The following is a 19,550-nucleotide window of genomic DNA, read 5'->3' as shown; positions in this document are numbered from 1 at the left end:
GCGTAATCCCATCGTACGATTATCTCAACCAAGTTAACGGATTTTTTGGCACGCCTTTTTGGGTAATCCCAAAATACAGTCCCGAACTGGCTTGACCGCCACTGTTACCCACTTCGGCAATTTTTTGACCCGCATTAACCAATGTGCCGACTTTCACGAATATCGCTTGGTTAAATCCATACAACGATAAATAGCCTTTACCATGATCGACAATCACCACTTGACCATAGCCTCGTAACCAATCAGCTAAAATCACTCGCCCCCCCGAAATCGCTTTCACTGGCGTCCCAGAACGAGCGGAAATCACAATCCCTTTCCATTTCGTTTCCCCCCCTTGGGTTTCGCCAAAACGATGTAACAATTTCCCCGAAACTGGATAGGCATATTTCCCACTTAAGCCTACGCCCGAGCGTAATAATTGTTGCTCTTGTGCCGTCGGCTGATAGGTTTTATTGGTGCGTTTTTCTTCGGCTTGTTTCTTCTGGGCATATTGCTCACGTTCGCGTTTTTCTTGCTCTGCAGCCGCTTTTTCGGCACGTTTAATCTCATTTTGCAAAGCCTGCTCATTGGCTTTCAAACTGTCCAACCGACTTTGTTCTTGCACAAGGGTTTTGTTCAACTGATTTAATGTGCTTTGTCGCTCATTTTTGGCTTTTTGTAAGGCTTGTTGTTGTTTTTTCTGCTCAGACAGCTGCGTTTTTTGTTCCTGCTGCTGACCAGACAAATAGGCTTTCTGTTCTTCTAATTGTTTTTGAGTGGATTTTAATTCGTCCAACAAAGCCAAACGTGATTGATTCATATGTTTCGCATAAACCATCATTCTGTCATTATTTTTTGCGTCATCAGACAATAAATGTTCCACCACTGAATTGGGATTGCCCGAACGATAAATGGCATCTAATTGCTTGGCTAATTTGGCTTTTTGTGCTTTTTGTTGCTGTTCAAGGGATTTAATTTGACGATTGGTTTCGGCAATGATTTTTTGCGTTTCTTTTAAACTGGTTTCCGTTTCTCGCAAAGTACCGACCACATTATTAATCTTATTTTCTTGGCTTTTTAAGGCAGATTGCAGTTTATTTTGCTCCTGTTTGCGTTGTGCAATTTTTTGTTCTTGCTGTTTAATTTGGGTTTTAATTTGGGTTAAATCGGCGGCTTGAGTCGCAAGCGAAATCAATAGCCCCACACAAAAAAGTGCGGTTAATTTTGGCAATTTTTTAAAAAATGAACAAAGCAACATATTTTTTCCGATTTTTCTCTCATATCATCAAATTTCTGACTAAATATACCATTATTTTTGAGAAAGATCAGGAAACCATGGCTTTTCACTTTCAAAATTTGCAAATTTTTGCTATAAAGTGCGGTATTAATTTGATTTATTTTTCTTAACTAGGAGATCCCTATGCAATTAGTCTTTATTCGTCATGGTTTCAGTGAATGGAACGCAAAAAATTTATTTACCGGTTGGCGTGATGTGAACTTAACCGAACGTGGTATGGAAGAAGCCAAATCTGCAGGCCAAAAATTAAAAGCCGCAGGGTTTGAATTTGACATCGCATTCACGTCTGTATTAACTCGTGCCATCAAAACTTGTAACATCGTGTTAGAAGAAGCCGGTCAACTTTGGATTCCACAAGTGAAAAACTGGCGTTTAAACGAACGTCACTACGGTGAATTACAAGGTTTAGATAAAAAAGCCACCGCAGAAAAATACGGTGATGAACAAGTCCACATTTGGCGTCGTTCTTACGACACATTACCACCATTATTAGATCCAAAAGATCCAAACTCTGCGCATAACGACCGCCGTTATGCTCATTTACCAGCAGACGTGGTACCAGATGGTGAAAACTTAAAAGTGACCTTAGAACGTGTGCTTCCGTTCTGGCATGATGAAATTGCCCCAGCGTTAATCTCTGGCAAACGTGTCTTAGTGACCGCTCACGGTAACTCATTACGTGCCTTAGCGAAACACATTGAAGGCATTTCTGATGCTGACATTATGGATTTAGAAATCCCAACCGGTCAGCCGTTAGTGTATGAATTAGATGATAACTTGAAAGTGGTTAGCAAACGCTATCTTTAATGGTTAACTAAACGAAAGTGGCACAAGCGATTGTGCCATTTTTTATAGGTTCTATTGTGAATAAAAAAACGTCTGTTTCCAGCTCCGTTTCCAATTATTTATTGGCTGTGATAGGGTTCGTCAGCATTATTGCGGCTGTCGCCTTTGCCATTATGGACAGTAACCGCTCAGATGCCGAAGTCATTAATGTGGCCGGTTCTTTGCGTATGCAAAGTTACCGTATTTTGCACGAATTGCAATATGAACCAGAACAAGTCAAAAAACATTTAATCGAATATCGCAAGACGCTCCATGCGTCGTCATTACGCAAAATTGATCAACAATTTATTACCCCAGATAGTTTAAAATATCATTATGACGATCTGATTCGTCAATGGCAAAAATTGGAATATTACGCCTTACATCAAAATCAACTAGCCTATCGTCAAGAGCTCGTTCCCTATGTGGGAAAAGTGGATAATTTCGTATTCGCCTTGCAACAATTTGCTGAAAAGAAACTGATTTATACCACGGCTATTATCGTCATTTCGTTGCTCGCCATTGTCATTATGGTGGCTTATATTATCAGCTTTATGCGTACCAGAATTGTCACGCCACTACGTCAATTAACCGATGCCAGTGTACAAATTCAAATGCGACAATTTCAACATATTCCCCTAGACATTCATCGCAATGATGAACTAGGCAGCCTAGCACAAGCCTTTGCCCAAATGTCATCGGAATTAAGCAAAGTCTATTCCAATTTAGAACAAACCCTTGACGAAAAAACGCAAAAGTTAAGCCAAACGAACCGCACTTTAGCCATGTTATACCATTGTTCACAAACCTTAACCTTGGCCAATATCGATCGAGAACATCTGCGTATTGTGTTACAAAATGTTCTCGCCACGGAACATTTACGAACGTTGGAATTAGAGATTATTGGGGCAGAACATTGGCATATTCTACTGGGTGAACCCTTAGCACAATTAACTTGGCAAATGAGCGATATTGAAATTGAAGGGCAAAATTTGGGCGTATTACGTTGGCAAGCTGGCTTACCTTGCCCCGACCTACGCACGATGCAAAATATCGCCCAACTGTTAGCTCGTACGCTTTATTTCAATCAAACCCAGCGTCAACAACAGCAATTATTATTAATGGAAGAACGCTCGATTATTGCCCGAGAATTACACGACTCTTTGGCCCAAGTTTTGTCATTTTTGCAAATTCAGTTAACCTTATTAAAACATTCTTTAGCCAAAGATAGCGAACAAGCCAAAGCAAAAAGCCAAGCAATTTTACAAGAATTTGAACAAGCACTCAGTGACGGCTGTTTACAATTACGTGAATTATTAGCCACATTCCGCTTGACAGTACAAGAAGCTAATTTAAAATTAGCCTTAGAACAGGTGATTGATAGCTTGCGTAACCAAACGGAAAGCCAACTCAGTGTGGCATGCAGTTTACCGTCACAAACCTTTACGCCACAGCAATTAATTCATGCCTTGCAAATTGTCCGTGAAGCCACATTAAATGCGGTGAAACACGCCAAAGCAAGCCATATTGAGATTATTGCACACACCAATAGCGACGGTGAACAAGAAATATTGGTACGAGATGACGGTATTGGCATTCCAAGCCTAGAAGAACCAGAGGGGCATTACGGCTTACGCATTATGGAAGAACGTAGCCGACAGCTCAATGCCACCTTAACCATTACCAACCGAACCACAGGGGGAACGGAAGTCAAAATTCTGTTACCGAATATAATAAAAACAAATAGTTAACATGAAGATTAGAAAAGCTCAACCGCAAGATTTATCCGCCATTGTGGCCATTTATAACCAAGCGATACCCACTCGTCGGATTACCGCAGATCTTACCCCAGTTACCGAGCAACAACGTCGTCCGTGGTTTGAAGAACATTTGAACAACAACACACATCCTTTATGGGTTATGGTCGAAAATGACGCAAAAAGTGCGGTGCAAAATGAAACAATTTTGGGCTGGTGTAGTTTTTCCCCTTTTTACCGCCGTGCCGCTTTTGACCAAACCGCTGAACTCAGCCTTTATTTAGATCAAACCGCTCGTGGCAAAGGCTACGGCAGTCAAGCCCTGCAATTTATGCAAAGCCAAATGGCCGCCTGTGGCATCAACACGCTAATGGCTTATGTGATTGAAGAAAATCATGTTAGCCGCCGATTATTCGAAAAACACCATTTCAAACAATGGGGACGTTATCCCAACATCGCCAATATGGGCGATAGCTTGCAGACGTTTTTGGTGTATGGGTTTCAGACTGAAATTTAGCCGTGACGATGCTGTTAAGCACAGATTTTTACATTTTGTATTTTTATTTACAACAAAAAACTTTCAAGATGAAATAAAAACTTGAACTCTTGCCTAAAATATTCCATTATTGAGATCATATTATCATCAATATAAGGAAGACAGCATGGAAATTTTTCTTGATACCGCTAATCTAAAAGACATTGAACGGTTAGCCCAGATTATGCCAATTCAAGGCGTAACCACCAATCCAAGTATTATTGCCAAAGAAAAATTGGAAATTTTTACCGCACTTAATGAGATTCGCCAGATTATTGGTGAAGACAAATTACTGTTTGCCCAAACCATGGCATCTGATTCGGTCGGAATGGTGAAAGAGGCTATATTACTTAAGGAACGTTTTGGCAATATTGTGGTTAAAATTCCGGTTAATGCCCAAGGTTTAACAGCGATTCAACAACTGGCTGCTCAGGGGGTATCTACCTTAGGTACGGCCGTTTACGGTGCCGGACAAGGTTTTCTGGCGGCTTTGGCTGGTGCAAAATATATTGCCCCTTATGTAAATCGGATTGATGCTCAAAGTGGTAGTGGCGTGGAAGTAGTGCGTGAATTACAAACCTTATTGAATCTGCATAAACCTGATAGTTTCATTTGTGCAGCCAGTTTCCGAACCCCACGTCAAGTACTAGATTGCTTATTGGCTGGAGCAAAATCTGTCACTGTTTCGCCAGATGTACTGGAATTGTTTATTCAAGATCCTGCCGTATTCGCTGCTATTGATCGATTTAATCAAGATTGGTCAAACGCATTCGGGCGGAATCAATTAGTGGCTTAAAACACTTTTATTTTTCTCTTATTTCATTCTTCATGTTCAAGGTGGCTCAATGTCACCTTTTATTTTTTCAATTTATACAACCCATTAAAACGATCAAAATAAAACATTTTTCTTTTAATTTAAAATTATTATTTATAATTGTGATCAAGATCACAGATTTATATTTCATTTTGAAATATTATATCCGCAATGAATGAGATCTTAATCATTCAGAAACCAAATTTTCTTTCATTTTAAAATTAGAGGGCGTATTTATGGAATACATTACTCACGCAGCCGAATGGTTTATTGGGCTTTTCCAAAAAGGGGGTGAAACCTTTGTAGGAATGGTGACGGCCATTTTACCATTATTGATCGCATTGTTAGTCGTGATGAACGCATTGATCAAATTTATTGGTTCAGAACGTATTGAACGCCTTGCACAACGTAGTGCAGGTAATCCAATTTCTCGTTATCTCATTCTTCCAGTGGTGGGCACTTTCGTTTTTTGTAATCCAATGACCTTAAGCCTTGGTCGTTTCTTACCTGAATTTTACAAACCAAGCTACTACGCAGCATCATCTTATAGTTGCCACTCAATGAATGGATTATTTCCACATATTAACCCTGGAGAATTGTTTGTCTATTTAGGCATTGCCAACGGTTTAACTACCTTAGGCCTGCCACTGGGTCCATTGGCAATTAGTTATTTATTAGTAGGCATGGTGACCAATTTCTTCCGAGGTTGGGTAACGGATTTTACCACCGCATTTTTTGAAAAACGGATGGGAATTCAATTAGATCGTGAAGTGCATTTAAGCAATTAAGAGGTGAAGACGATGACTAAAGCAATTTATATTGAAAAAGGCAATGGCGGTTGGGGTGGCCCATTAACAATTCCTGTAGTAGAGGGCAAAAAAATTCTCTATATGACCGCTGGCACTCGCCCATCCATTGTAGATCATTTAGTAGAACTGACCGGCTGGGAGGCGATTGATGGTTTTAAAAATGGTGAACCAGATGGTGATGAAATCGGTGTAGCGATTATTGATTGTGGTGGTGTGTTGCGTTGTGGTTTGTATCCAAAACGCCGTATCCCGACCATTAATATTCACGCTACCGGCAAATCTGGCCCATTAGCAGAATTTATTGTGGAAGATATTTATGTTTCTGCGGTGAAAGAAAATAATATTCGCTTAGTTGATGCCGATTTGTCCGCAGCACAAAGTGCGGTGGTTTCTGCTCCAGTTTCTCACCAAGGCAAAGACTACGACAGCAGCAAGAAAATCACGGAACAAAGTGACGGAGTGTTAGCTCGCATTGGGATGGGCATGGGATCCGTCGTCGCTGTCTTTTACCAAGCTGGACGAGATACCATTGACACCGTGCTAAAAACTATTTTGCCATTTATGGCGTTCGTTTCCGCCTTAATCGGGATCATTATTGCATCTGGATTAGGTGATTGGATTGCACATGGTTTAACGCCACTCGCTAGCAATCCAATTGGCTTGATTACCTTGTCATTAATCTGTTCTTTCCCATTCTTGTCTCCGTTCTTAGGGCCTGGAGCCGTTATCGCTCAAGTCATCGGTGTGTTGGTAGGAACACAAATTGGCATGGGAAATATTCCACCAGCATTGGCATTACCTGCATTATTCGCCATTAATGCTCAAGCGGCTTGTGATTTTATTCCAGTGGGGCTTTCCATGGCGGAGGCCAAACAAGATACAGTGCGAGTCGGTGTGCCGTCCGTGTTGGTCAGCCGTTTCTTAACTGGAGCACCAACAGTATTGATTGCTTGGGTAGTATCCGCCTTTATTTATCAATAAGTTGTGGTTTGAGATGGGTGTTTACTCATCTCAATAACAAAAAGGAAAGCAGAAATGACAATACTTTATCAGGGTAACATTATTCAAATCGGTGAATTTGCTCCCGAGGCTTTAAACGAACAAATGTTGATTACCTTTAAACAAGACGTACCGGCGGATTTAGCAGAATATTGTTTTGTATTACAACATGGCGAATTGCTTGATGATTTAGCGGTCGGTGATGTGGTTGAGTTAGGCGGAATTGATTATCCCATTACCGCAGTGGGGGAAATTGCCAGTTTTAATTTTAAACAACTCGGGCATATTTCATGGCGGTTCAATGGAGCAACGGAGCCAGAATATCCGGGGACTGTACATTTACAAGGTGCTACACCGCAAACAGTCACGTTAGGAACAGAACTGGTGATCAAACGATTATAAAATTAAAAAAGGAAAATAAAATGAGCAGTAAAGTCGCAATAGTCATTGGGGGCGGTCAAACCCTTGGGGCATTTTTATCACAGGGTTTAGCTGAAAATGGCTATCAAGTGGCAGTCGCCGATTTAAACGGTGCGAATGCCGAAAAAATCGCACAAGAAATTAATCATAAACAGGGAAAAAATATCGCTCAAGGTTTTCAAGTGGATGCAACCAACGAGCAAAGCGTCATTGCTTTGGCACAAAATGTCGATCGGGCATTCGGACGTTCGGATTTATTGGTGTACAGTGCTGGTGTGGCAAAAGCGTCACCCATTACGCAATTTCCGTTAAAAGATTTTGAATTTTCGGTAGCCGTGAACTTAACCGGTTATTTTTTATGTGCCAGAGAATTTGCCAAATTAATGGTGCGAGACGGTATTGCTGGTCGCATTATTCAAATTAATTCCAAATCAGGTAAAGTGGGCAGTAAACACAATTCTGGTTATAGTGCAGCAAAATTTGGTGGCGTGGGATTAACGCAATCTTTAGCCTTAGACTTAGCGGACAAAGGGATTACAGTCAATTCTTTGATGTTAGGTAATTTACTTAAATCACCCATGTTTCAATCCTTAATTCCGCAATATGCGGAAAAATTAGGGATTCCTGAAGATCAAGTGGAGCAGGTGTATATTGATAAAGTGCCGTTGAAACGAGGCTGTGATTATCAAGATGTGCTGAATGTATTGCTGTTCTATGCCAGTGAAAAAGCATCTTATTGTACCGGACAGTCAATTAACATTACCGGTGGTCAGGTGATGTTCTAATCTATCAGGGTGCAAATTTGCACCCTTTTATCTTGCCGTAAAATATTATAGAATAAAACCAATTTCTATTTCTTTAAAAGGTTGCTTAAATGTCGATGATGAATACCTTGATTATTTTCGCCATTGTGGCTTGGTTATTACAAATCATCTTAGGCTGGTGGCAAATCAATCGTTTCAACCAAGCATTTGCGAAACTTTCCGCTAAAGGCAACGTTGGCATTGGGCGAACACCTGGGCGGTTTAAAGCCAAAGTAGTGATTGCTTTGGCTTTTGATGAGCATCTTACCGTGGTGGATAGTTTAATGATGAAAGGATTAAGCGTGTTTGCTGTGCCAAAAACGGTTGAATCCTTAATCGGTTTATCTCTTCAACATATTCAACCACAAGCAATTTTTCCTGATGATAAAAATGCACAAGATGCGTTAGCACAAGCGATCCAAATAAAAGATTAAGGACAAAATCATGAAACCTAAAGAGCGGCAATTGGCTATTTTAAACTATCTTCAATCCAATGGTAAAACCGCCGTGGATCAGCTGGCGGAGCATTTTCGCACGACAGGCACCACAATTCGCAAAGATTTAACCGCACTTGAAGAAGACCAAAAAGTGTTACGTACCTATGGTGGTGTGGTCTTAGCCAATCAAGAAAATACCAATGATGATAGTGATCTCCCCATCACCAACAAAGCCTGTATCAATCTTCCCATTAAACAAAAAATTGCCGAAAAAGCCGTTGAACTAATTAAAAATGGCGATTCCATGATTATGGATTCTGGCAGTACCGTATTGCAAATGATTCCCCATTTTGAACGTTTTGAAAATCTCACTATCATGACCAACAGTTTGCCAATTATGAATGCGTTGGCCAGTTTAAATGCGGATCACCAGTTTTTAATGTGTGGTGGAACTTATCGAGCAAAATCAGGATCATTTCACGGTATTTTAGCCGAAAAAACCTTTGACAATTTTGCCTTTGACAAACTCTTTATTGGTACAGACGGTTTTGATTTAAATCTCGGTTTAACCACTTTTAACGAAGTCCACGGCGTTAGCAAAGCAATGTGTCACGCCGCTCGGGATATTATTGTCTTAACCGATTCCAGCAAATTTCATCGCCGTAGCCCAAATTTGGTCTGTCCGTTGGAAAAAATTAGCACGATTATTACCGATAATGGTATTGATGAATCGGTTTATAACCTATTGTTAGAAAAAGGTATTCGGGTTATTTTGGTGAATACTTTCTAATACTTTAATGGTATATGGATTGATTAAAAATGGCATAGTGGAAAAATAGAGTTGATGCTAATTATTCAAAACCAACAATATTTTTCCACTATGCTTATTCTACTCTAAATGCCGTTTTCATTCTTTCTTGTTCTGCTCGGTTAATACCGAGCTCAGTAGCAATAGCTCGCCAGTTTCTTACTGCGGTAATCACTTCCTGATAGACCTCACTCGACCAAATATAACTCAATCTCCATTTCTGCAACATTTTTTTGCAAATTTTCTGGCAAAGCGTTATCGCAAATGATGCTATCAAATACCGTCAGTGGACAAATGAAAAACATGGCAACTTTACCGCACTTAGACGAATCAGACACTAAAATACGTTGCTGACTTGAATTGATAATCGCTTTTTTGACAGGGATCTTGTTTTCATCAGGTGTGCTTAACCCATTCATATTCCATGAAGATGTGGAAATAAAAGCAATATCTAAGGAAATATGTTGCAGAAATTGAGCCGCTAACTCGCCGACGGATGAGCGGTTAGCTTTATTCACTCTCCCGCCTGTATGAAAAATCTCACCTTTACCGTATTCCATGAGAAAGTTTGCAATCACAAAATCATTAGTGACAATTAATAAATCTTCACGTTCAGCGAGTCTTTTTGCAATTTCTAATGTGGTTGTGCCTGCGTCAAGATAAACCGTTGCCCCTTTTGGTATTAAAGTGGCGGCTTTTTCGCCAATGGCATTTTTTTCTTTATTTGATAATAATGATTTATCGTTATGAGTCGGTTCAATCGCCAATCGTGCGAGAGTTTGTACACCACCTGATACGGAAATAACTTTGCCTTCATCTTCAAGTTTTTGAATATCACGCCGTACCGTCATATGAGATACACCCAACGCTCCCACTAATGAACTAATACTCACAATATCTTGTTGATGAATGAGATCAAGTAATTTTCGTTGTCTTTCTGCTGGAATCATGATTACACCTATGTCCTATATAACGATTAGGTCTATTATAAACCTTTCATTTTTGAGATGACAACAAATTAAATTAACATTTTTTATCACAAATTAACAATAAAAGTTAAAATTTGTGATCTTGATCACGGTTTTTATTTTTTCTTTAAGGCATAATGCACATCAGTCAAAACAAATTAATTATTTTTAACGAGGAGATGTTTATTATGGCTAATCAAGCTTATTCAGTAGCAGTAGTTGGTTTAGGTTCTATGGGGATGGGAGCCGCATTGTCTTGTATCAATGCTGGATTAAATACTTACGGTATTGATCTTAACCCCGCTGCATTAGAAAAATTGAAAGCGGCAGGAGCAAAAGCAGTTGCGACTAATGGTAATGATTTCGCACAAGATTTAAATGCGGTTGTTGTGTTAGTTGTAAATGCAGCTCAAGCCAATGCGGTATTATTTGGTGAAAATGGCTTAGCTGCAAAATTAAAAGCAGGTACAGCAGTTATGATATCTTCCACGATGGCGGCAGCAGATGCTCAAGCGATTTCACAAAAATTAACAGAGTTTGGATTAGTGATGTTAGATGCCCCTGTTTCTGGCGGTGCAGCTAAAGCGGCAGCAGGTGAAATGACCATTATGGCATCAGGTTCTGAAGAAGCCTTTGCCAAATTACAACCCGTATTGGATGCCACCGCAGGTAAAGTATATAAAATTGGGGAGGAAATTGGTTTAGGCGCAACAGTGAAGATTGTTCATCAACTATTAGCTGGCGTACATATTGCCGCAGGGGCAGAAGCCATGGCCTTAGCATCTAAAGCAGGGATTCCACTTGATGTGATGTATGACGTAGTAACCAACGCAGCGGGTAATTCTTGGATGTTTGAGAACCGTATGAAACATGTGGTGGATGGCGATTATACACCGCTTTCAATGGTAGATATTTTTGTAAAAGATCTCGGTCTAGTCAATGATACTGCAAAATCTTTGCATTTTCCTCTACACCTTGCTAGCACTGCCTATTCTATGTTTACCGAAGCAAGCAATGCAGGCTTTGGCAAAGAAGATGACAGTGCTGTAATCAAAATTTTCAGTGGTATTAATCTTCCGAAAAAAGGAGCGTAATGATGTTAGGAGTTATTGCAGACGATTTCACTGGAGCCAGTGATATTGCTAGTTTCCTTGTTGAAAATGGCTTGAAAACAGTACAAATGAATGGCGTACCCAAATCGCCTTTAAATGGTCAAGTAGATGCGATAGTGATTAGTTTAAAATCCCGTTCTAATCCCGTAGAACAAGCGATTAAACAATCTTTACAAGCCCTCCATTGGTTACAAGAGAACGGTTGTAGTCAATTTTATTTTAAATATTGCTCTACCTTTGATAGTACGGCAAAAGGCAATATTGGTCCGGTAACAGATGCATTATTGGCAGAATTAAAAGATGATTTCACAGTAATCACACCGGCTTTACCTGTAAATGGCCGTACCATTTTTAATGGTTATTTATTTGTAGGTGAGCAACTATTAAGCGAATCAGGCATGAGAAATCACCCAATTACACCAATGACCGATGCTAATTTAGTGCGATTAATGGATGCTCAAGCACAAGGTAAAACAGGCTTGGTAGCCTATGCAGATGTGATTAAAGGAGCAGATAATGTGAAAGCACGCTTTGCTCAATTAAAAGCGGATGGTTATCGTTATGCTGTGGTGGATGCTGTAGATAATAGTCAGTTAGCCATACTTGCTGAGGCGGTTGCAGATTTTAAATTAGTCACAGGTGGTTCAGGTTTAGGGGCATATATAGCAGAACGCCTTAGTGGGGGTAAAAAAGGTACCGATGCTTTTGTACCAAACAAAGGTAAAACCGTGGTGTTATCAGGTTCTTGTTCAATGATGACAAATACTCAAGTGAATACTTATAAAACGAAAGCACCGCATTACTACCTTGATGTCGAGAAAGCTATCAACAATACGAACTATGTAGATGAACTTTATCAATGGGTAATTAACAACCTAGAGGGTGAATTAGCACCGATGGTTTACGCTACGGTTGCAGCAAATCAGCTTAAACAAATTCAAACTCAATTTGGCGGTGACAAAGCCAGTCATGCGATTGAAAACGTTTTTGCCCAACTTGCAGAAAAACTCAAAGCCTATGGTGTGACAAATTTCATTACTGCAGGTGGTGAAACCTCAAGTATTGTGGTGCAACAATTAGGTTTTGCTGGATTCCATATTGGCAAACAAATTGCCCCTGGTGTGCCGTGGTTAAAAGCCGTAGAAGAACCCATTTATCTTGCCTTAAAATCAGGTAATTTCGGTAAAGAAGACTTCTTTGAATATGCTCAAGGGATGTTCCTATGACGGAATTAGAACAAAAAAAACAAATGGTTGAGCTAGCTCGCTCGTTTTACCAACGAGGTTATAGTGTAGGCGGTGCAGGGAATCTATCGGTACGGTTAGATGAAAATCGCATTTTAGTGACCCCAACAGGATCATCGTTAGGACGTTTAGATGCTGAACGCTTGTCTGTGGTGGATATGCAAGGCAATTGGATTTCAGGAGATAAACCGTCTAAGGAATATGTATTCCATTTAGCGTTATATCAACAAAATCCAAAATGTAATGCGATTGTACATTTACATTCGACCTATTTAACCGCTCTTTCTTGCCTTGATGGGTTGGATAAAGACAATGCGATTAAAGCCTTTACACCATACTATGTGATGCGAGTAGGTAAGTTACAGGTGATTCCTTATTATCGCCCAGGCTCACCTGAAATTGCCCGAGAGCTAAGAGAACGAGCATTAACGGCGAAAGCCTTTTTATTAGCCAACCACGGCATTGTCGTGACAGGTTCGGATTTAATTGATGCAGCCGACAATGCAGATGAATTAGAAGAAACAGCAAAATTACATTTTATTTTGCAAGGACAAAAAATCCGTTATCTCACCGATGACGAAGTAAAAGATTTAGAAAATAGAGGGAAATAATTATGCCTAAATTTGCAGCCAACTTAACCATGATGTTTAATGAAGTACCATTTTTAGATCGCTTTGAAGCGGCCGCTAAAGCTGGTTTTAAATTTGTAGAATATCTTTGGCCTTATGATTATCCTGCCCAAGAGCTCAAAGCCAAATTAGATCAATACGGATTAAAACAAGTGTTGTTTAATACCAGTGCTGGTGATGTATCTAAAGGAGAATGGGGACTAGCTGCTATTCCAGGGCGTGAAGTAGATGCTCGACGTGATATTGATCAAGCTTTGGAATATGCGTTAGCGTTAGAGTGTCCAACCGTGCATGTCATGGCGGCGGTAGTTCCTGAAGGGGTAGATCGAAGTGCCTACCAAGCTACCTTTGTAGAAAATATCCGTTACGCTTCTGAAAAATTTAAACCGCATGGCATTAATATCTGTCTTGAGGCCTTAAGTCCAGAAGTTAAACCGAACTATTTACTCAAAAGCCAGTTTGACACTTTAGCCATAGTGGAAAAAGTAAACAGAGAAAATGTGTTTGTACAACTAGATTATTTCCACGCTCAAAATGTGGATGGTAATTTAGCTCGCCTAACAGATAAACTTAACGGTAAATTCTCACATGTGCAAATTGCATCTGTACCAGATCGTCATGAACCTGATGAAGGAGAAATCAATTATCAATATATTTTCGACAAACTCGATGAAATTGGCTATGACAGCTATGTGGGCTGTGAATATAAACCACGAGGTGAAACTGTGGCTGGATTGGGTTGGTTTGAGAAATATAAAAACTAATCAAAATTACACCGCGCTTTTATGAAAACCTAATCATTTGAAACAATAGAATGATTAGGTTGAAATAAAAGTAAGGGGTTTAAAAATATAATATATCTTTTATTAAGGAATAGTTTATGTCTAATGAAATGCTTATTTTAATTGGTATTGCTAGTGTACTTGCGTTGTTATTTATTATGATTAAAGGCAAGGTTCATCCCTTTCTGGCATTAGGTATCGTGAGTATTGCGGTGGCGTTAAGCACAGGCATCCCGATGGCTGATGTGATCCCTACCTTAGTAAAAGGAATGGGCGGCACACTAGGTAGTGTAGCATTGATTGTTGGTCTAGGAGCAATGCTAGGCAAAATTATCGAAAAATCCAACGGAGCTGATGTCTTAGCTGGTTGGCTATTAGCTAAATTTGGTGAAAAAAATGCCCCCTTTGCTTTAGGTGCCACAGGTTTTATTTTTGGTATCCCTGTGTTTGTGGATGTAGGTTTCCTTGTTTTATTACCGATAATTTTTAGTGTTGCACGCCGAATCGGTGGCAATATGTTGACCTATGCTTTGCCGATTGGACTCTCCATGTTAATGGTGCATGTTGTGTTACCCCCACATCCTGGGATTGTGGCAGGTTCTCAATTATTAAATGCAGATATTGGCTTAGTATTAGGTGTCGGTTTAGCCGTTGCTTTACCTACATTTTTAGTCGGTCAAGTGTTTATTCCATTTTTCACCAAACGTCATTTTGTTGAAATTCCAACATCTACTGATTTGGTGCAATACCAAAAACAATTATCTCAAAATGAAAGTGGCTTACCAAAATTTTCAACAGTTTTATCTATGATTGCCTTTCCTTTAGTATTAATTATGCTAGGAACAATCACGGCGACAACCTTACCAAAAGAAAATATGATTCGCCAAATTTTCAGTATGATCGGGAGTTCACCTTTCGCATTATTGTTAGCAGTATGCCTTTCTTCCTATGTATTAGGTTTACGCCGTGGTTGGAATAAAGAAAAAGTAGAAGAAATTTTAAATTCTGCTCTCGCACCAATCGCAGGCATTATTCTAATTACAGGGGCTGGCGGTATGTTTGGTAAAGTATTAGATGCAAGTGGCGTAGGTAAAGCACTTTCCGATGTATTATCTAGCACTGGGTTACATGTTCTCGCTCTTGGTTTTATTTTATCTGCTCTATTACGTGCAGCTCAAGGCTCTGCCACGGTTGCAACAATTACGACCACGACTATCCTTGCTCCAATGATTACATCAGCAGGTTATGACGGTATTCATATTGCCTTAATTACTTCCGCCGTTGGTGCAGGCTCAATGACCTTATCTCACGTCAATGACAGCCTATTCTGGGTATGGACAAAATTCTTTGGTATTTCAGTTTCCCAAGGCTTAAAAACATGGAGCATACTCACCACTATTTATGGCTGTATTGCTTTTGGGCTAGTAAGTTTGATTTGGGTGGTTATTTAATAATATGTTAAGTGAGCTATCTGATTAGAGTAGCTCACCTTTTTCTTTTCTATATTAGGAGTAATTTATGTTAAAAAATAGCAAATTTCTTTTTCCTTTATTACTTTTATCCACAAGCATTTACGCCTCCCCCGAACAACCACAACCACCTAGTAAATCAATACAGACTTTACTACTTGCTGAGATCACCGCTCAAGGGCAGAAAGTAAATGGGGTAGCGTTAGAATATGAAGATAATATTTTATCGGGCAATGACTTACGCAAAACCTATCAAATTTACACCGCAGTTGATAGCCAAGAAAAACAAGCTCGCACCATTTTACGGGCTTATGTGAATGATCGTCCTGAACTCACCGCTCACCCCCACGCAGGGAAGTTTGTAGTCATTGAGCTAGATGAGCAAGATCGCAATGCGGATCTTTATATGCTCAAAACAGAAAATGATAAGCCGATGTCGTTTCGGGCGAAAGATGACAGTGGCAAGATTGTACTGGTTGAGAAAACACAAGCGACCAAAGTGCCTGAATATTATGGCGACCGCCTGACCTATTATATTGAGCAAACGGGTTTCCTAAAATTAACCAATGGCAAGACCCTTGAGCATACTCAAATCCAACAAACTGCGGTGAAAAGTCGGGTTAAAACGCCGTTCCTTGATCAGTTTGTGGCAAAACAGGTGACGGGGAAAAATCCTGATAATCAATTGGCTTATCAATTGTATGTACCTGAAATGGAAGCCAATAGAAAATATCCGTTGACGATTTTCTTACATGGTTCAGGGCAAGTGGGAACGGATAATCTCGCTCATTTACTTTCCAGCCTTGGGGCAATTGCCACCCTACCTTACGAACAAGGTTTTGTTCTCGCTCCCCAATATAGCACGGTGTTTGATCCCTTTGATGATGTCAACAAAGGGCAAAAAGGCGGTATTCACTGGCAAACTGACAACCGCATCAATTTGTTATTAAACATGATTGATGACACCGTGAAAAATAACCCCACCATTGATCCAAATCGCATTTACTGCACGGGGCTTTCTCGTGGTGCGGAAGGTTGTTTAAATCTGTTGTTAAAAAGACCGCGGTTTTTTGCGGCGGCTTTACTTGCCAGCGGTCGTGAAGCCCACACCGTTGAATGGATAGATGGTAATGCCAGCAAAGAAAATTTAGCAGCCATTAAAGATGTGCCAATGTGGTTTTTCCATAGTAAAGAAGACAAAATTTCCCCCGTGCAAGGATCTCGAATTAACGTTCAATTGTTAACCGAACTTGGTGCGAAACACACCAACTATACCGAATTTACCACCGAACAAGTGGGCGATAACGGTATTTTAAACAACAATCCACACAATACTTGGGATGCGGTGTTTAGCAGCCCTGAAGTGATGCGTTGGTTGTTAAGTCAATATAAAACACCTTAATACAGGAGTTTGTTATGCAAATTATTATTACGGGTGGACAAGGTTTTTTAGGGCAACGGCTTGCCAAAACCCTTTTAAATCAGTCCCAACTGAATATCTCAGAATTAGTGTTAATTGATGTGATTCAACCCACTGCACCCAACAATGATCCCCACAATGATACGAGAGTTCGTTGTTTGCAAATGGATTTACGCGATCCTGTTGGGCTGGAAAAAATCATCACGCCACAAACCACCGCCATTTTTCATTTAGCCGCCATTGTGAGTAGCCATGCAGAACAAGATCCTGATTTAGGTTATGAAATCAATTTCTTGGCCACAAGAAATCTGCTTGAAGTTTGTCGGCAAAATAATCCGAAAGTGCGGTTTATTTTCTCCAGTTCCTTGGCAGTGTTTGGTGGAACATTGCCTGAAATTATTTCCAATGACACGGCGGTCACGCCACAGTCTACCTATGGCACACAAAAAGCCATGTGCGAATTACTGATTAATGATTACAGTCGAAAAGGTTTTGTGGATGGTATTGTGGTACGTTTACCCACTATTTGTATTCGCCCAGGGAAACCAAATAAAGCGGCATCGTCTTTTGTGAGTAGCATTATGCGTGAACCTTTGCATGGCGAAAATGCCATTTGCCCAGTATCCGAAGACTTGCGTTTATGGCTTTCTAGCCCCAATACCGTGATTAACAATTTTATTCATGCTCTCCAACTTCCGCCATTACCGCCTCGAGATTGGCATGTGATTAATTTACCTGGTTTTAGTGTCAGCGTAAAACAAATGTTGGCAGATTTAGCGGAAGTGAAAGGACATCAAATCTTGCAACATATCCAATTTGAGCTTGATGAAAATATCAACAATATTGTGGCAAGTTGGCCACCGGAAATTAACAATACCACCGCCTTAAAACTCGGTTTTAACGCAGATGTTAATTTCCAAACGGTTATTCAACAATTTATTCGTGACGACATGTAGGAGTTAGCTATGTTTGGATTACCTATTCCCATTATTGGATTAATTATTGCGGTATTTGTGTTAGTTATTTTGGTGTTAAGAACCCGAGTGCATGCCTTTATTGCCATGTTGATTGCTTCTGCCATTGCTGGTTTAGTCGGTGGCATGTCGGTCAACCAAACCCTTGGGGCAATTTCCACGGGCTTTGGTGGTACATTAGGCGGTATCGGGATTGTGATTGGTCTTGGTGTCATGATGGGGAGCATTTTGGAAGTGTCAGGTGCTGCCGAGAAAATGGCATATAGCTTTATTAAATTTTTAGGCAAGAAAAAAGAAGAATGGGCGTTAGCCATTACGGGTTACATTGTCAGTATTCCGATTTTCGTGGATAGTGCCTTTGTGATTCTTTACCCCGTGGCTAAAGCTTTGGCGAAAAACGGCAAACGTTCCTTATTAACCTTAGGCGTAGCATTAGCAGGTGGCTTGGTCGTGACACATCATACCGTGCCACCAACACCTGGTCCGTTAGGTGTAGCAGGGATTTTTGGTGTAGATATTGGCACCATGTTATTAGCGGGTGTGGTGTTAGCCATTTTACCTGTAGTGGGGATTGTATTTTATGCCAAATGGTTAGATAAAAAATATCCCACCTTTAACCAAGAAGTCTTCACCCAAGAAGAGCTTAAACAAAAATACGATGATTACATTGCCAGCCGTGAGCAAAAACAGCTACCAAGTTTAACGTTATCTTTAATGCCGATTGTGCTACCCATTGGATTAATTTTCATTAAAGCCATGTTTGATTTGGTGGTGAAAAGCAACGCAGAGCTTGGTGAAACGGCGATTTATCAATGTATTGCTTTTATTGGACACCCAATGATTGCCTTGGCGATTAGTGTGTTAGTTTCAGTTTATACGTTGTTACCAAAAACAGACAAAGAAACCACAGCGGTTTACCTTGAAGAAGGGGTAAAAACCGCAGGGATTATCTTGCTTGTGACGGGAGCAGGCGGTGCATTAGGGGCAGTATTGCGTGACAGTGGTGCAGGCAAACAATTAGCAGAACAAATTGCCACCTTGCCAATTTCACCAATTTTAATTCCTTTTATTGTGTCAACCTTAGTTCGCTTTATTCAAGGCTCAGGCACGGTGGCGATGATTACAGCCGCCTCCATTTCTGCCCCAATTTTGGCACAAATCCCTGGGGTAAATATGTTACTCGCTGCTCAAGCCGCCACCATGGGTTCACTGTTTTTCGGTTATTTTAACGACAGTTTATTCTGGGTGGTGAATCGCATGATGGATATTAGCGATGTGAAAAAACAAATGATCGTTTGGTCTATTCCTACCACGATAGCTTGGGCAATTGGCGGCAGTTTAGTGATTATTGCCAATCTGATTTGGGGTAATGACGGATCGGTCTTTGATCTGATTTTCCCGATTGCGGTGTTGCTCGCTATCTTGTTTTATGTCAACCGACAAAATAAAACCCTTTAATCGATAGGAGA

General features: G+C 40.3%; 21 protein-coding genes. 18 read left to right on the top strand and 3 right to left on the bottom strand.

Annotated features, from left to right (window positions below; all coding sequences use genetic code 11):
* Nucleotides 1-19 precede the first annotated feature (19 nt).
* Nucleotides 20-1,237, bottom strand: a complete 1,218-nt coding sequence (envC, locus tag ACTG7L_RS06235; RefSeq protein WP_439240224.1) for a murein hydrolase activator EnvC — start codon at nt 1,235-1,237, stop codon at nt 20-22.
* Between the two features lie 162 nt (nt 1,238-1,399).
* Between envC and ACTG7L_RS06230 the strand changes: the two genes are divergently transcribed.
* From ACTG7L_RS06230 to srlR, 10 genes are all read left to right on the top strand, one after another.
* Nucleotides 1,400-2,083 (top strand): 2,3-diphosphoglycerate-dependent phosphoglycerate mutase, encoded by a 684-nt coding sequence (locus ACTG7L_RS06230; protein ID WP_439240226.1) that lies wholly within the window; start codon nt 1,400-1,402, stop codon nt 2,081-2,083.
* A 56-nt stretch (nt 2,084-2,139) separates the two neighbouring features.
* Nucleotides 2,140-3,852: a nitrate/nitrite two-component system sensor histidine kinase NarQ gene (narQ, locus tag ACTG7L_RS06225; RefSeq protein ID WP_439327851.1), complete on the top strand. Its 1,713-nt coding sequence runs from the start codon at nt 2,140-2,142 to the stop codon at nt 3,850-3,852.
* A gap of 1 nt (nt 3,853) precedes the next feature.
* A complete protein-coding gene (locus ACTG7L_RS06220; RefSeq protein ID WP_439327850.1) occupies nt 3,854-4,375 on the top strand; it encodes a GNAT family N-acetyltransferase in 522 nt (173 codons plus the stop codon).
* Between the two features lie 145 nt (nt 4,376-4,520).
* Complete coding sequence (gene fsa / locus ACTG7L_RS06215) at nt 4,521-5,189, top strand: fructose-6-phosphate aldolase (protein ID WP_439327849.1); 669 nt, start codon at nt 4,521-4,523, stop codon at nt 5,187-5,189.
* 254 nt (nt 5,190-5,443) lie between these two features.
* Nucleotides 5,444-5,995, top strand: a complete 552-nt coding sequence (gene srlA / locus ACTG7L_RS06210) for a PTS glucitol/sorbitol transporter subunit IIC (protein WP_439294712.1) — start codon at nt 5,444-5,446, stop codon at nt 5,993-5,995.
* 12 nt (nt 5,996-6,007) lie between these two features.
* Nucleotides 6,008-6,997: a PTS glucitol/sorbitol transporter subunit IIB gene (gene srlE / locus ACTG7L_RS06205; RefSeq protein WP_439327848.1), complete on the top strand. Its 990-nt coding sequence runs from the start codon at nt 6,008-6,010 to the stop codon at nt 6,995-6,997.
* Nucleotides 6,998-7,051: 54 nt separating this feature from the next.
* Nucleotides 7,052-7,417 carry a PTS glucitol/sorbitol transporter subunit IIA gene (gene srlB, locus ACTG7L_RS06200; RefSeq protein WP_439327847.1) on the top strand — a complete coding sequence of 122 codons (366 nt, stop codon included), beginning with the start codon at nt 7,052-7,054 and terminating at the stop codon, nt 7,415-7,417.
* Nucleotides 7,418-7,437: 20 nt separating this feature from the next.
* Nucleotides 7,438-8,220, top strand: coding sequence for a sorbitol-6-phosphate dehydrogenase (srlD, locus tag ACTG7L_RS06195; protein ID WP_439327846.1), 783 nt, complete (start codon nt 7,438-7,440; stop codon nt 8,218-8,220).
* An 89-nt stretch (nt 8,221-8,309) separates the two neighbouring features.
* Nucleotides 8,310-8,672, top strand: a complete 363-nt coding sequence (gene gutM, locus ACTG7L_RS06190; RefSeq protein WP_439327845.1) for a transcriptional regulator GutM — start codon at nt 8,310-8,312, stop codon at nt 8,670-8,672.
* Between the two features lie 10 nt (nt 8,673-8,682).
* Nucleotides 8,683-9,465: a glucitol operon DNA-binding transcriptional repressor SrlR gene (gene srlR, locus ACTG7L_RS06185; protein WP_439294717.1), complete on the top strand. Its 783-nt coding sequence runs from the start codon at nt 8,683-8,685 to the stop codon at nt 9,463-9,465.
* Nucleotides 9,466-9,559: 94 nt separating this feature from the next.
* Here the strand turns inward: srlR and ACTG7L_RS06180 are convergent, their stop codons facing one another.
* Complete coding sequence (locus ACTG7L_RS06180; protein WP_439327844.1) at nt 9,560-9,694, bottom strand: hypothetical protein; 135 nt, start codon at nt 9,692-9,694, stop codon at nt 9,560-9,562.
* Nucleotides 9,672-10,433 (bottom strand): DeoR family transcriptional regulator, encoded by a 762-nt coding sequence (locus ACTG7L_RS06175; RefSeq protein WP_439327843.1) that lies wholly within the window; start codon nt 10,431-10,433, stop codon nt 9,672-9,674. Before ACTG7L_RS06175 ends, ACTG7L_RS06180 begins: the two co-directional genes overlap by 23 nt.
* Before the next feature lie 206 nt (nt 10,434-10,639).
* Between ACTG7L_RS06175 and ltnD the strand changes: the two genes are divergently transcribed.
* The 8 genes from ltnD to ACTG7L_RS06135 all read left to right on the top strand — a co-directional run bounded on the left by ltnD (nt 10,640) and on the right by ACTG7L_RS06135 (nt 19,539).
* A complete protein-coding gene (gene ltnD, locus ACTG7L_RS06170; RefSeq protein WP_439240234.1) occupies nt 10,640-11,545 on the top strand; it encodes an L-threonate dehydrogenase in 906 nt (301 codons plus the stop codon).
* A gap of 2 nt (nt 11,546-11,547) precedes the next feature.
* A complete protein-coding gene (gene otnK, locus ACTG7L_RS06165) occupies nt 11,548-12,789 on the top strand; it encodes a 3-oxo-tetronate kinase (RefSeq protein ID WP_439327863.1) in 1,242 nt (413 codons plus the stop codon).
* Nucleotides 12,786-13,418: a 3-oxo-tetronate 4-phosphate decarboxylase gene (gene otnC, locus ACTG7L_RS06160; protein ID WP_439327842.1), complete on the top strand. Its 633-nt coding sequence runs from the start codon at nt 12,786-12,788 to the stop codon at nt 13,416-13,418. Before otnK ends, otnC begins: the two co-directional genes overlap by 4 nt.
* Before the next feature lie 2 nt (nt 13,419-13,420).
* On the top strand, nt 13,421-14,200 hold the full coding sequence (gene otnI, locus ACTG7L_RS06155) for a 2-oxo-tetronate isomerase (RefSeq protein WP_439240238.1): 780 nt from the start codon (nt 13,421-13,423) through the stop codon (nt 14,198-14,200).
* 116 nt (nt 14,201-14,316) lie between these two features.
* Entirely contained in the window at nt 14,317-15,669 is a 1,353-nt protein-coding gene (locus ACTG7L_RS06150) for a GntT/GntP/DsdX family permease (RefSeq protein ID WP_439240240.1), read from the top strand.
* A 67-nt stretch (nt 15,670-15,736) separates the two neighbouring features.
* Complete coding sequence (locus ACTG7L_RS06145) at nt 15,737-17,089, top strand: alpha/beta hydrolase-fold protein (protein WP_439327841.1); 1,353 nt, start codon at nt 15,737-15,739, stop codon at nt 17,087-17,089.
* 14 nt (nt 17,090-17,103) lie between these two features.
* Nucleotides 17,104-18,063, top strand: a complete 960-nt coding sequence (gene denD / locus ACTG7L_RS06140; RefSeq protein ID WP_439327840.1) for a D-erythronate dehydrogenase — start codon at nt 17,104-17,106, stop codon at nt 18,061-18,063.
* 9 nt (nt 18,064-18,072) lie between these two features.
* Nucleotides 18,073-19,539, top strand: a complete 1,467-nt coding sequence (locus ACTG7L_RS06135) for a GntT/GntP/DsdX family permease (RefSeq protein WP_439327839.1) — start codon at nt 18,073-18,075, stop codon at nt 19,537-19,539.
* Nucleotides 19,540-19,550: the final 11 nt, after the last annotated feature.

Source organism: Lonepinella sp. BR2357 (assembly GCF_051851525.1).
Classification (GTDB): domain Bacteria; phylum Pseudomonadota; class Gammaproteobacteria; order Enterobacterales; family Pasteurellaceae; genus Lonepinella.
Note: the sequence above shows the minus strand (reverse complement) of the source record. Positions and strands in the feature narration are given on the sequence as shown.

What these genes read in the sequence shown, in the direction of transcription:
- envC (WP_439240224.1), bottom strand. Translation starts at nt 1,237, where the DNA reads ATGTTGCTTTGTTCATTTTTTAAAAAATTGCCAAAATTAACCGCACTT.
- ACTG7L_RS06230 (WP_439240226.1), top strand. Translation starts at nt 1,400, where the DNA reads ATGCAATTAGTCTTTATTCGTCATGGTTTCAGTGAATGGAACGCAAAA.
- ACTG7L_RS06220 (WP_439327850.1), top strand. Translation starts at nt 3,854, where the DNA reads ATGAAGATTAGAAAAGCTCAACCGCAAGATTTATCCGCCATTGTGGCC.
- fsa (WP_439327849.1), top strand. Translation starts at nt 4,521, where the DNA reads ATGGAAATTTTTCTTGATACCGCTAATCTAAAAGACATTGAACGGTTA.
- srlA (WP_439294712.1), top strand. Translation starts at nt 5,444, where the DNA reads ATGGAATACATTACTCACGCAGCCGAATGGTTTATTGGGCTTTTCCAA.
- srlE (WP_439327848.1), top strand. Translation starts at nt 6,008, where the DNA reads ATGACTAAAGCAATTTATATTGAAAAAGGCAATGGCGGTTGGGGTGGC.
- srlB (WP_439327847.1), top strand. Translation starts at nt 7,052, where the DNA reads ATGACAATACTTTATCAGGGTAACATTATTCAAATCGGTGAATTTGCT.
- srlD (WP_439327846.1), top strand. Translation starts at nt 7,438, where the DNA reads ATGAGCAGTAAAGTCGCAATAGTCATTGGGGGCGGTCAAACCCTTGGG.
- gutM (WP_439327845.1), top strand. Translation starts at nt 8,310, where the DNA reads ATGTCGATGATGAATACCTTGATTATTTTCGCCATTGTGGCTTGGTTA.
- srlR (WP_439294717.1), top strand. Translation starts at nt 8,683, where the DNA reads ATGAAACCTAAAGAGCGGCAATTGGCTATTTTAAACTATCTTCAATCC.
- ACTG7L_RS06175 (WP_439327843.1), bottom strand. Translation starts at nt 10,433, where the DNA reads ATGATTCCAGCAGAAAGACAACGAAAATTACTTGATCTCATTCATCAA.
- ltnD (WP_439240234.1), top strand. Translation starts at nt 10,640, where the DNA reads ATGGCTAATCAAGCTTATTCAGTAGCAGTAGTTGGTTTAGGTTCTATG.
- otnK (WP_439327863.1), top strand. Translation starts at nt 11,548, where the DNA reads ATGTTAGGAGTTATTGCAGACGATTTCACTGGAGCCAGTGATATTGCT.
- otnC (WP_439327842.1), top strand. Translation starts at nt 12,786, where the DNA reads ATGACGGAATTAGAACAAAAAAAACAAATGGTTGAGCTAGCTCGCTCG.
- otnI (WP_439240238.1), top strand. Translation starts at nt 13,421, where the DNA reads ATGCCTAAATTTGCAGCCAACTTAACCATGATGTTTAATGAAGTACCA.
- ACTG7L_RS06150 (WP_439240240.1), top strand. Translation starts at nt 14,317, where the DNA reads ATGTCTAATGAAATGCTTATTTTAATTGGTATTGCTAGTGTACTTGCG.
- ACTG7L_RS06145 (WP_439327841.1), top strand. Translation starts at nt 15,737, where the DNA reads ATGTTAAAAAATAGCAAATTTCTTTTTCCTTTATTACTTTTATCCACA.
- denD (WP_439327840.1), top strand. Translation starts at nt 17,104, where the DNA reads ATGCAAATTATTATTACGGGTGGACAAGGTTTTTTAGGGCAACGGCTT.
- ACTG7L_RS06135 (WP_439327839.1), top strand. Translation starts at nt 18,073, where the DNA reads ATGTTTGGATTACCTATTCCCATTATTGGATTAATTATTGCGGTATTT.